The sequence below is a fragment of the Pantoea sp. WMus005 genome (assembly GCF_013415305.1).
Classification (GTDB): Bacteria; Pseudomonadota; Gammaproteobacteria; order Enterobacterales; family Enterobacteriaceae; genus Pantoea; species Pantoea rara.
The window spans coordinates 426,650-438,081 of sequence record NZ_JACBXU010000004.1 but is presented as its reverse complement, the minus strand read 5'-3'; the positions used below and the strand labels follow the sequence as shown (position 1 = coordinate 438,081).

General features: G+C 53.1%; 11 protein-coding genes, 1 tRNA gene and 2 rRNA genes. 3 read left to right on the top strand and 11 right to left on the bottom strand.

Features of this window, described 5'->3' with window-relative positions; genetic code table 11:
- Window positions 1-43: 43 nt before the first annotated feature.
- The 3 genes from rrf (HZZ01_RS16920) to rrf (HZZ01_RS16910) all read left to right on the top strand — a co-directional run bounded on the left by rrf (HZZ01_RS16920) (window position 44) and on the right by rrf (HZZ01_RS16910) (window position 399).
- A 5S ribosomal RNA gene (gene rrf, locus HZZ01_RS16920) occupies window positions 44-159 on the top strand.
- A 14-nt stretch (window positions 160-173) separates the two neighbouring features.
- Window positions 174-249 (top strand) — tRNA-Thr (locus tag HZZ01_RS16915).
- 34 nt (window positions 250-283) lie between these two features.
- Window positions 284-399 (top strand): 5S ribosomal RNA (gene rrf / locus HZZ01_RS16910).
- Between the two features lie 202 nt (window positions 400-601).
- On the opposite strand, the gene HZZ01_RS16905 is transcribed toward rrf (HZZ01_RS16910), so the two are convergent.
- The 11 genes from HZZ01_RS16905 to accB all read right to left on the bottom strand — a co-directional run bounded on the left by HZZ01_RS16905 (window position 602) and on the right by accB (window position 11,424).
- Window positions 602-1,363 carry an amino acid ABC transporter ATP-binding protein gene (locus HZZ01_RS16905; protein WP_090966293.1) on the bottom strand — a complete coding sequence of 254 codons (762 nt, stop codon included), beginning with the start codon at window positions 1,361-1,363 and terminating at the stop codon, window positions 602-604.
- Between the two features lie 8 nt (window positions 1,364-1,371).
- Window positions 1,372-2,472 (bottom strand): amino acid ABC transporter permease, encoded by a 1,101-nt coding sequence (locus tag HZZ01_RS16900; RefSeq protein ID WP_179898688.1) that lies wholly within the window; start codon window positions 2,470-2,472, stop codon window positions 1,372-1,374.
- A 15-nt stretch (window positions 2,473-2,487) separates the two neighbouring features.
- Window positions 2,488-3,666: an amino acid ABC transporter permease gene (locus HZZ01_RS16895; protein ID WP_179898687.1), complete on the bottom strand. Its 1,179-nt coding sequence runs from the start codon at window positions 3,664-3,666 to the stop codon at window positions 2,488-2,490.
- Between the two features lie 67 nt (window positions 3,667-3,733).
- Complete coding sequence (locus HZZ01_RS16890; protein ID WP_179898686.1) at window positions 3,734-4,759, bottom strand: amino acid ABC transporter substrate-binding protein; 1,026 nt, start codon at window positions 4,757-4,759, stop codon at window positions 3,734-3,736.
- Window positions 4,760-5,301: 542 nt separating this feature from the next.
- Window positions 5,302-5,598, bottom strand: a complete 297-nt coding sequence (gene fis, locus HZZ01_RS16885; RefSeq protein ID WP_003855228.1) for a DNA-binding transcriptional regulator Fis — start codon at window positions 5,596-5,598, stop codon at window positions 5,302-5,304.
- Window positions 5,599-5,621: 23 nt separating this feature from the next.
- Window positions 5,622-6,587: a tRNA dihydrouridine synthase DusB gene (gene dusB / locus HZZ01_RS16880; RefSeq protein ID WP_008925814.1), complete on the bottom strand. Its 966-nt coding sequence runs from the start codon at window positions 6,585-6,587 to the stop codon at window positions 5,622-5,624.
- Window positions 6,588-6,953: 366 nt separating this feature from the next.
- Window positions 6,954-7,835, bottom strand: a complete 882-nt coding sequence (gene prmA / locus HZZ01_RS16875) for a 50S ribosomal protein L11 methyltransferase (RefSeq protein WP_179898685.1) — start codon at window positions 7,833-7,835, stop codon at window positions 6,954-6,956.
- Window positions 7,836-7,851: 16 nt separating this feature from the next.
- Window positions 7,852-9,297, bottom strand: coding sequence for a sodium/pantothenate symporter (panF, locus tag HZZ01_RS16870; protein ID WP_179898684.1), 1,446 nt, complete (start codon window positions 9,295-9,297; stop codon window positions 7,852-7,854).
- A complete protein-coding gene (locus HZZ01_RS16865) occupies window positions 9,287-9,529 on the bottom strand; it encodes a YhdT family protein (protein WP_179898683.1) in 243 nt (80 codons plus the stop codon). The genes panF and HZZ01_RS16865 overlap by 11 nt, the downstream gene beginning before the upstream one ends.
- Window positions 9,530-9,601: 72 nt before the next feature.
- Window positions 9,602-10,951, bottom strand: a complete 1,350-nt coding sequence (gene accC, locus HZZ01_RS16860) for an acetyl-CoA carboxylase biotin carboxylase subunit (RefSeq protein ID WP_136196658.1) — start codon at window positions 10,949-10,951, stop codon at window positions 9,602-9,604.
- An 11-nt stretch (window positions 10,952-10,962) separates the two neighbouring features.
- Complete coding sequence (gene accB / locus HZZ01_RS16855; RefSeq protein ID WP_090966277.1) at window positions 10,963-11,424, bottom strand: acetyl-CoA carboxylase biotin carboxyl carrier protein; 462 nt, start codon at window positions 11,422-11,424, stop codon at window positions 10,963-10,965.
- Window positions 11,425-11,432 lie beyond the last annotated feature (8 nt).

Sequence of the window (11,432 nt, the reverse complement as noted above, 5' to 3'; positions counted from 1 at the left end):
TACATCTGCGCGGCCTTAACGGGCGGCGCGGAGACAGAATTTGCCTGGCGGCTTTAGCGCGGTGGTCCCACCTGACCCCATGCCGAACTCAGAAGTGAAACGCCGTAGCGCCGATGGTAGTGTGGGGCCTCCCCATGCGAGAGTAGGGAACTGCCAGGCATCAAATTTAGTGCGCTGATATGGCTCAGTTGGTAGAGCGCACCCTTGGTAAGGGTGAGGTCCCCAGTTCGACTCTGGGTATCAGCACCAGTTAAGACACGAGTTCGGTAAATAAAAGAATTTGCCTGGCGGCTGTAGCGCGGTGGTCCCACCTGACCCCATGCCGAACTCAGAAGTGAAACGCCGTAGCGCCGATGGTAGTGTGGGGTCTCCCCATGCGAGAGTAGGGAACTGCCAGGCATCAAATAAGAGAGAGCCCTTCGCGTATGCGAAGGGCTTTTTTCGTTATAGCAATTCAATAATTCGCTATAAAAACCCCCTCATATCAGACCGGTTTCCAGTGGATTTATCCGGACGCCGGCTCAGTCAGCTGATTGAACCTGGCTTTAAAGCCATAAAAAACCCGGCACCAGGCCGGGTAGTAATATAGCTGAGTCGATAATCAATGAATAACCTGCGATAAAAACGCCCGGGTACGCTCTGATTTAGGATTCGCAAAGAACTCCTGCGGTGGCGCAACTTCAACGATCTCACCCCGATCCATAAAGATCACCCGGTCAGCCACCGTTCGGGCAAAGCCCATCTCGTGAGTGACGCATAGCATAGTCATCCCATCCTCAGCCAGACCAATCATCGTATCCAGCACCTCTTTAACCATCTCAGGATCCAACGCTGATGTTGGCTCATCAAACAGCATAATTTTAGGCTTCATACAGAGTGAGCGAGCTATGGCGACACGTTGCTGCTGTCCGCCAGAAAGCTGACCTGGAAACTTGTGTGCATGCTCAGCAATACGCACGCGTTCCAGATAGTGCATAGCCAGCTCATCCGCTTCTTTCTTAGGGATCTTCCTCACCCAGGAAGGTGCCAGCGTACAGTTCTGCAATACGGTCAGATGCGGGAAAAGATTGAAGTGCTGGAATACCATGCCGACTTCGGTACGAACGCGTTCAATGTTACGAACGTCATCGTTAAGGTGGATACCGTCAACAACAATGCGGCCCTGCTGATGCTCTTCCAGATGGTTGATACAGCGGATCGTCGTCGATTTGCCGGAGCCGGAGGGTCCGCACAACACGATGCGCTCACGGGGTTTAACCTGCAGGTTGATGTCTTTCAGTACGTGGAACTGCCCGTACCATTTATTCACGTTCTCAAGGGAGATCATCAACGCGTCGGAAGAATGTGTCATAGAGTCAGTCATGTAAAACCTCAGTGCGATGTACGCCCGGTGTGAAAGCGCTTTTCCAGATACTGGCTGTAGCGCGACATGCTAAAACAAAAGATCCAATAGACCAGCGCAGCAAAGACATAACCTTCAGTCGACATACCCAGCCAGGTCGGATCAACCGTTGCCTGCTGGACGCTGCTGAACAGATCGAAAAGACCAATGATGATGACCAGGCTGGTATCTTTGAATAGTGCAATGATAGTGTTAACCAGACCGGGGATGGTAAGTTTCAGCGCCTGCGGCAGGATCACCAGCATCTGCGTCTTCCAGTAGCCCAGCGCCAGAGACTCGGCCGCTTCATACTGACCTTTTGGTAGTGCCTGCAGGCCACCGCGAACCACTTCGGCCACATAGGCGGACTGGAACAGAATAACGCCCACCAGTGCCCGTACCAGCTTGTCGATGCTGGTGCCTTCAGACATAAAGAGCGGCAGCATCACGGATGACATAAACAGCACAGTAATCAGCGGCACGCCACGCCAGAACTCGATAAAGATAATCGACAAGGTGCGGACCACCGGCATACGTGAGCGACGGGCAAGCGCCAGCAAAATACCTAACGGCAGCGCGCCGGCAATACCCACCGACGCAATGATCAGCGTCAGCGTTAATCCGCCCCACTGACGTGTTTCGACACGCTCCAGCCCCAGATACCCGCCATATAACAGGAACCAGACAATCACCGGATAGATGACAGCCCAGGCCGCAATGTAGCGTCCACGATACGGCAGGCTCTTCAGGAACATCGGTACAATCGACAGCAGGCCAATCACCAGCGCCAGGTTAATACGCCAGCGCAGCTCATGCGGATAAAGCCCATACATGAACTGGCCGAAACGCGCATGGATAAAGACCCAACAGGCACCCTCTTTGGTGCAATCAGCACGCGTGGTGCCAATCCAGTTCGCCTGAAAGACCAGCCAGTTCAGCGCGGGCGGAATGACGTGCCAGATTACCCAGATGCAAAACAGCGTCAGTAAGGTGTTAAACCAGCTGGAAAACAGATTTTTACGAGCCCAAAGCCAGGCGCGACTGACAGGAGTCGTCGGGATGGGGGGTGTTTCATGCGTAGTCACAGACATAGTTATCCCGTTCTCTTAACGCTCAACCAGCGCAATTTTGCGGTTGTAGAAGTTCATAAGCATCGATATCACCAGACTGATAATCAGGTAAACACCCATCGTAATTGCAATCGTCTCGATCGCCTGACCGGTCTGATTCAGTACCGACCCGGCAAACAACGACACCATATCGGGATAACCGATAGCGGCGGCCAGTGAGGAGTTCTTCACGATGTTCAGATACTGGCTGGTCAGCGGCGGAATAATGACGCGCATGGCCTGAGGAATAATGACCTGACGCAGCGTAACCGGATTAGGCAGACCCAGCGATCGTGCGGCTTCATGCTGACCATACGGCACCGACTGAATCCCTGAACGAATCACTTCAGCGATAAACGATGAGGTATAGATCGACAGTGCCAGCGTCAGTGCCGCCAGCTCCGGAATCATCACCGAGCCGCCACGGAAATTGAACCCATGCAGTTGTGGCACATCCCAGTGCATAGCTGCGCCAAACCCAAGATGCGCCAGTAAAGGAAAAAGAATCAGCATCCCAATGGCAGCGGGCCAGGTGCGACGTAACTCGCCGGTTTTTAACTGGTGCTGTCGGTTAAAGCGGTACAGCCCATAGCTCACTGCCACGACCAGAAACAGGGCGATAACAAACGCCCAGCTGCCCGGTGCATAGGTTGGCCACGGAACATAGAGCCCACGATTGCTGACATAGGCCAGATCGAACGCATTCAGCGCCTGACGTGGGCCGGGCAGATTGCGTAAAACCGCGAAGTACCAGAAGAAGATCTGAAGCAGTGGCGGGATATTACGGAAGGTTTCAATATAGATATTCGACAGTTTCCGCAGCAGCCAGTTGTCAGAAAGGCGGGCAAGACCGACCGCGAATCCGAGAATCGACGCGAAAACAATACAGAGTGCAGAGACCAGCAGCGTGTTGGTTAATCCGACCAGAAACACACGCGCGTAGGTATCTCCTTCTGTGTACTCGATAAGATGCTGAACGATGCCGAAACCAGCAGTACGTTCAAGAAATCCAAATCCCGATGTAATGCCGCGATTGGCAAGGTTGATGATGGTGTTATGCACGAGATAACCCACCACACCAAGCACAGCGACGACGGCTATGAGCTGATAAATCCAGGCGCGAACCGTGGGATTACCAAATGAAAAATCCCTTTTCACGGTGGGGCGTTGTGACATGTCGAAACCTCAATGCGAAAGCTGGGGTAGGGCACCGCAGAATACGGTGCCCGATTGGTGAGGTCTGTTAACGTACCGGTGGTGCGTACTGAATTCCGCCCTGGTTCCACAACGCATTCTGACCACGTGCGATTTTCAGTGCACTGTCTTTACCGACGTTACGGTCAAAGCTTTCCTGATAGTTACCTACCTGCTTGACGATGTTGAAGGCCCACTTGTTATCCAGCTTCAGATCTTTACCAAAATCACCTTCGGCGCCCAGGAAATGTGCCATATCTGGATTGGTTGGCTTGGCTGTCATCTGGTCAACATTCTTCGAGTTGATACCCATCTCTTCCGCATTCAGCATGGCGTAGAGTGACCATTTGACGATGGTAAACCAGTCATCATCACCACGACGCACCAGCGGTCCCAGCGGCTCTTTAGAGATCACTTCTGGCAGGACGATAAACTCATCGGGTTTGCCGAGCTTAATGCGCAATGCGTAGAGCTGAGACTGGTCAGACGCCAGCGTATCGCAGCGGCCGCTATCCAGCGCTTTAGCGGATTCATCAGAGCGGTCAAAGGTCACCGGCGTGTATTGCATTTTGTTGGCTTTAAAGAAGTCCGCCACGTTCAGTTCGGTATCGGTACCCGCCTGAATACAGACAGTCGCACCATCCAGCTCTTTCGCACTTTTCAGACCGGCTTTCTGGTGAGTCAGGAAGCCGATACCGTCGTAATAGTTCACGCCCGCAAACAGGAAGCCCATGCCGCCATCGCGCGATGAAGTCCAGGTGGTATTACGTGAAAGTACATCCACTTCGCCTGACTGCAGGGCGGTAAAACGCTCTTTCGCAGTCAGCGGGGTATATTTCACTTTGGTGGCATCGCCAAACACAGCCGCAGCTGTCGCACGACACACATCCACATCGATACCAGTGAACTTGCCGCCAGCATCTGCATAGGAGAAGCCCGGCAGGCCATCACTGATACCACATTGAACAAAACCTTTTTTCTTTATCGCATCCAGTGTGGTACCTGCGTGAGCTTGCTGAGCAATGCCAGCCAGCGAGGCGGCGGCGATCAGCGTAGAGAGCATCATCTTTTTCATAAAGCATCCTGTGTGGCGGGATCGTATTGTTATGTTTGCGCACTTTGATGTGCGTTTTTTCCTGTCTGTGGCAGTCAGCCATCCACGACTCTGCAAAGCTGATGCCAGGTTCGCAGAATCCTGAATTCTTATGAAAGAACGGTTAATAATCAGAAGCACTTAGAAAGTTCCGCTAATATGGCGCACCAAAAGGAAGCAAAGCGAGTCGACCCGATCACATTTAGTGCAAATAGTTTCACTATATATAAGCAGTGTGAGCGCTCGCTCAGGCAGAAATGTATGAAGAGATTGCGTTGCTATTTAATGCGCAGAAAGTCACATGCCCAGCAGTGGTGGGATGTTCAGCGAGGCGAGAGAGAGGACAAGCATTAAGTCAAATCAGAGCGGACTAAAGCGAGAGGGCGAAATATCACGTCAGCGATTGCAACTATAGTTACCATATAGAAGGCAACTGTTTCACCACTTTTACCGTTTCTGTGCAGCGTTGCACAAATAAAAACGCCAGCCCGAAGGCTGGCGTAATTAACAGACCGAACTAAAAATCAGTTCATGCCGTATTTTTTCAATTTCTTACGCAGCGTACCGCGGTTGATACCCATCATCAGGGCAGCACGTGTCTGGTTGCCACGGGTATACTGCATCACCATGTCCAACAGAGGCTGCTCGACTTCAGCCAAAACCAGCTCATACAGGTCGCTCACATCCTGACCATTCAGTTGAGCAAAATAGTTCTTCAGTGCCTGTTTAACCGAATCACGCAAAGGTTTTTGAGTTACCTGATCCTGTGAGTTAACGGTAGAAACGGTCAGTACGTCAGAATTTACGCGTTGTTCGAACATAGTTCTTTCAGCTCTTTATTTCGTTACGCAAGATTTTCGAAGTATGCCTCCAACGCCTCCAGCTGTTCGCTGGCATCCTCAATGGCGTTGAATGTGCGCCGAAACTGGTCATTCGGGGCGTGCTCCTGCAGATACCAGGAGACGTGCTTTCGCGCTATACGGTATCCCTTGCCTGAACCGTAAAAGTCGTGCAGCTCACGTATATGCGAAACAAGCAAGCGCTTGACCTCTGCCATCGGCAGCGGGGCAAGCAACTCCCCAGTGTCCAGATAATGCTGGATTTCCCGGAAGATCCACGGTCTTCCCTGAGCAGCGCGTCCTATCATCAGAGCATCGGCCCCTGTATAGTCGAGCACCGCTCTGGCTTTATGCGGGTCAGTTATGTCTCCATTCGCGATAATCGGAATGGAAACACTCTGCTTAACTGTCCGAATGCTGTCATATTCAGCTTCTCCGTTGAACAGGCAGGCACGAGTGCGACCATGTATCGTCAGAGCCTGTATACCGCAGCGTTCAGCCAATTGGGCAATCGCGACACAGTTCCTGTTTTCAGGATCCCAGCCAGTACGAATTTTCAGCGTAACCGGCACATTCACTGCATTAACCACTGCGGAGAGAATTGACTCCACCACGGTGGGATATTGCAGCAAGGCTGAACCCGCCATCTTGCGGTTAACCTTCTTGGCAGGGCATCCCATATTAATGTCGATGACCTGTGCACCAGCCTCAACATTAATGCGTGCGGCTTGCGCCATTTCACTGGGATCGCAACCGGCAATTTGCACGGCGCGAATGCCTGGCTCATCACTGTGAACCATGCGTAATCGGGATTTGTCACTAGCCCAGACTTCCGGGTTAGAAGACAACATCTCAGAAACTGCCATGCCTGCACCCATTTCATGACACAGCGCCCTGAACGGCCTGTCGGTAATACCGGCCATCGGTGCTGCAATCAGTCGATTTCTCAGCTGGAGGTTTCCAATACGCATGAAGTCAGAAGAGCCATACTGTGTCTGCAAGGCGGCGTATATTACGCATTTTTGCTGGAAGATGAAAGGCCAAACTTTGAACAATCAGCAAGAAAGATCAATGATATCCGGGTGATGATTGTGTCTCTTAATTATTAATCTTATATATCAATGAATTAGTAATTTATGCTTAAATTGTGAACAAAAGTTTTTCAAGAAAAGTACGTCGATTAGCCAGATAAAAAACGTCACATGCCGTGATTAACGATACAAGCATCCATTTCATATCGTGAAAGCCCGCAGCTTACGCTACAGGCTGGCTTAATGTTCTGTGAAGGCACTTTGTACCGGCGAGAGCGATATCAGAAGGGCAGTCAGGCGCTAAATTCAGGATTTAATCCCGGTAATCCGGCACCACTCCTCTTTAACCGCCACCGGGTCGAGCGTGAACTCGCTGGCATACGCTTCGCAGACGCTCTCCGCCTGGCTCTCTAACACACCGGAGAGGCCCAGGTGACCACCAGACTTTGGCAGTACGCCGATCAGAGGGGCCAGTTCACGAAGCGGACCGGCCAGAATATTAGCGACCACCACATCAGCCTGCAGATTGTCGGGTTGCTGGTGGGGCAGGTAGAGGGACAGGCGATCAGAGACGCCATTGCGCTCAGCATTATCCCGGCTGGCCTGAATCGCCTGCGGATCGATATCAATGCCGATCGCCTGAGATGCGCCGAGTTTAAGCGCGGCGATCGCCAGGATCCCAGAGCCGCAGCCGAAATCGATCACCGTTTTGCCTTTCAGATCCAGCCCATCAAGCCAGGTGAGGCAGAGTGAGGTGGTAGGATGGGTGCCGGTTCCAAACGCCAGGCCCGGATCGAGCATCACGTTGACGGCATCAGGATCCGGTACATCACGCCAGCTTGGACAGATCCAGAGACGTTCACCGAAGCGCATCGGGTGGAAGTTTTCCATCCATTCGCGCTCCCAGTCTTTATCTTCGATCTGCTCGATCCGGTGACGAAAACCTGCGCCCAGCAGCGGATGTTGTTCCAGTTCGGCGATAATAACGGCCATGTCAGTTTCTGCATCAAACAGTCCGATGACATCGGTATCGCCCCACAGGCGCGTTTCACCAGGCAGCGGCTCATATACCGGCGTGTCATGGGTATCCTGGAAGGTCACTGAAACCGCACCGATGTCCATCAGCGCATCGCTCAGCGTCTCCGCGTGTGCACCTGAGCTGTTAATTTTGATTTGAATCCACGGCATAACGTCTCTCTTTCCGTCAGTGTTGCGGCGCGTCGACCGATTGCGGCGCGCGTCCAAACAGGTTGCCCACTAAAAATGCCAGCAGGCTCAAAAGCAGTGAGGGCACGATGGGGTGAAAACCCAGAATCTGCAGGTTAAGGCTCGCCATAAAAGCGTAGCAGCCTCCACCCACCACCATGCCGGTGATGGCGCCTGCGGCATTAGCGCGTTCCCAGTAGAGGCCCAGTACCAGCGGCCAGAGGAAAACCGCCTCAAGGCCGCCAAATGCCAGCAGGTTAAGCCAGACAATCATATCGGGCGGATTCCATGCCGCAATCAGCAGCAGAATACCCAGTGCGAAGGTAATGGTGCCAGATAACAGCCGCAGCCGCGTCTCATTTTCCAGCTGTTGCGGAGCGACTCGCAGATAGAGATCTTTGATCAGCGTGGCCGAAGCCTGTAACAGTTGGGCATTGATGGTCGACATGATCGCGGCCATCGGGGCCGCCAGGAAGAGCCCGGCCGCTAACGGCGGCAGAACAGTAATCATCAGGGTCGGAATGATACTATCCGGAACGGTCAGATTCGGCAGTATCGCGCGGCCCAGCGCGCCCGCCAGATGCATCCCCAGCATCAAAATCACTACCACGATGGTGCCCAGAATGATGGCCCGATGAACGGCTTTACTGTCTCTGTAAGAGATGCAGCGCACTGCCGTATGTGGCAAGCCAATCACCCCAAAGCAGACCAGCACGACAAACGAACTGAGGAAGGTCGGCGTAATAATCTCGCCCGGTCCCTGTGGCGACAGCAGAGCAGGATCAATGTCATGCAGTTTTTGCACCGCCGTGCTCAGGCCACCAGCCTGATGGATCACCGCGAAGAGCAGCAGAAAGGTGCCAATCAGCATCACAATGCCCTGCATTGCGTCATTGAGTACGCTGGCACGGAATCCGCCGAAAGCGGTGTAGAGCGCGATAGTGCCGCCGAAAATCAGCAATCCTGTGTCATACGGAATGCCTGCGGCGGTTTCGAGCAGCCGCGCACCGCCAATAAACTGCACCGTCATGGCACCAATAAAGGCAATTAGCAGGCTCAGGCTCGCCAGCCAGATCAGCAGCGGGCTCTGATAGCGGGCGTAGAGCATGTCATTCAGCGTCACCGCATTATGCTTACGCGCCAGAATGGCAAACTTTTTCCCTAATACACCCAGTGAGAGCCAGACGGCGGGCACCTGCACCATCGCCAGCAATACCCATCCCAGCCCATATTTGTAGGCGGCACCGGGACCACCAATAAACGAGCTGGCGCTGATATAGGTGGTAGTGAGCGTCATCGCCAGCACAAACCCGCCCATGGAGCGGCTGCCAAGGAAATATTCAGTCAGGAAACTGCCTTCACGTCTTTTACGGACCGCAAATATCGACAGCGCGGTAATCACAACCAGATAAATCAGTAACGGCAGGATAATTTCACTGTTCACTTTTATCCTCCAGCGGCATGTCGCGGAAAATGACCCGCACCATCATCCAGCACAGGAAAATGAACAACAAGGGAGCAAACAGGCAGGAGAGTTCAAACCAGCGTGGCAGGCCGGTGAGCCCGATTTCACTGCCACCCAGCCAGGCAGAAAGACCCCAGGCAGCGAGCCAGAGCAGGGTGAGATAGAGCGACCAGCGCGCCTCTTTATGAGCCTGTATAAAACGAGCGTCCATGATTCAACCTTAACGCCAGCGGCAATAGAAAAAGGCCGGATTAACCGGCCTCTGACTGACTCAGCGTTGCGATTACTTCTCGTGCAAGCCGAGTTTTTTCTCCAGATAGTGGATATTAGTTCCACCGTGCTGGAAGTTTTCGTCGGACATGATCTTCATCTGCAGTTCAACGTTGGTTTTGATACCGTCGATGATCAGTTCCGCCAGCGCATTTTTCATGCGGGCGATAGCCACGTCGCGTGATTCGCCATAAGTGATCAGTTTACCGATCATGGAATCATAATAAGGCGGCACAGTGTAGCCGGAGTAAATGTGCGACTCCCAGCGCACGCCAAAACCGCCTGGCGCGTGGAAACGAGTGATTTTACCCGGGCTTGGCAGGAAGGTCACCGGATCTTCGGCGTTGATACGGCACTCAACCGCATGTCCGCGAATGATCACATCTTCCTGTTTGATCGACAATGGCTGACCCGCAGCAATGCGCAGCTGTTCTTTGATCAGATCCACACCGGTGATCATCTCGGTCACTGGGTGTTCTACCTGAATACGGGTGTTCATCTCAATGAAGTAGAACTCACCGTTTTCGTACAGGAATTCAAAGGTACCTGCGCCGCGATAGCCAATTTCAATACAGGCCTGGGAGCAGCGATTGCCGATAAAGCGACGCTGCTCTTCGGTGATGCCTGGGCCTGGCGCTTCTTCGACAACTTTCTGGTGACGACGCTGCATGGAGCAGTCACGTTCGCCCAGATAGATCGCGTTGCCCTGACCGTCAGCGAGTACCTGAATCTCGATGTGGCGCGGATTCTCCAGATACTTCTCCATGTAAACCATGTCGTTGTTGAAAGCGGCTTTGGCTTCCGCTTTCGTCATGTTGATGGATTCTTCCAGATCTTTGTCGCCGCGCACTACGCGCATACCACGACCGCCGCCGCCGCCAGACGCTTTGATGATGACCGGATAACCGATGCGCTTAGCAAAAGCACGGTTTTTTTCCATATCATCGGTCAGCGAGCCGTCCGATCCCGGTACGGTCGGAACGCCTGCTTTCTTCATCGCATTGATTGCAGAGACCTTGTCGCCCATCAGGCGAATGGTGTCTGCTTTCGGGCCGATGAAGATAAAGCCAGAACGTTCAACCTGCTCAGCAAAATCGGCATTCTCAGAGAGGAAGCCGTAGCCTGGGTGAATCGCCACCGCGCCGGTAATCTCTGCAGCAGAGATCAGCGCCGGGATGTTGAGGTAACTTTTAACTGACTGCGCCGGTCCGATGCAGACGGTTTCGTCTGCCAGCAGCACGTGCTTCAGGTCACGATCCGCGCTTGAGTGAACCGCAACAGTCTTGATGCCCAGTTCTTTACAGGCACGAAGAATGCGCAGTGCGATCTCACCACGGTTAGCAATAACAATTTTATCCAGCATGATCTGCCCCGTTACTCGATGATAACCAGTGGCTCGTCAAATTCGACCGGCTGACCGCTTTCAACCAGGATAGCTTTCACCACGCCTGATTTGTCAGCTTCGATCTGGTTCATCATTTTCATGGCTTCGACGATGCACAATGTATCGCCAGCATTCACTTTCTGGCCGACTTCCACAAAGGCTTTCGCATCCGGGCTCGGCGTACGGTAGAAGGTCCCTACCATCGGTGAACGCACGATGTGACCACTGATCTCAGCCGGTGCCGCTTCGGCAACCGCTGCTACAGGGGCAACAGCTGTCGCCAGAGCGGGCTGTGGAGCTGGCGCAGCGTAAGCCTGCTGCATCATCGGATAACCTGTGTTTACAGGTGCGCGGCTGATGCGAACGGACTCTTCACCTTCGGAGATTTCCAGCTCAGAAATGCCAGACTCTTCAACCAGTTCGATCAGTTTTTTAATTTTACGAATATCCATGAGTGGGG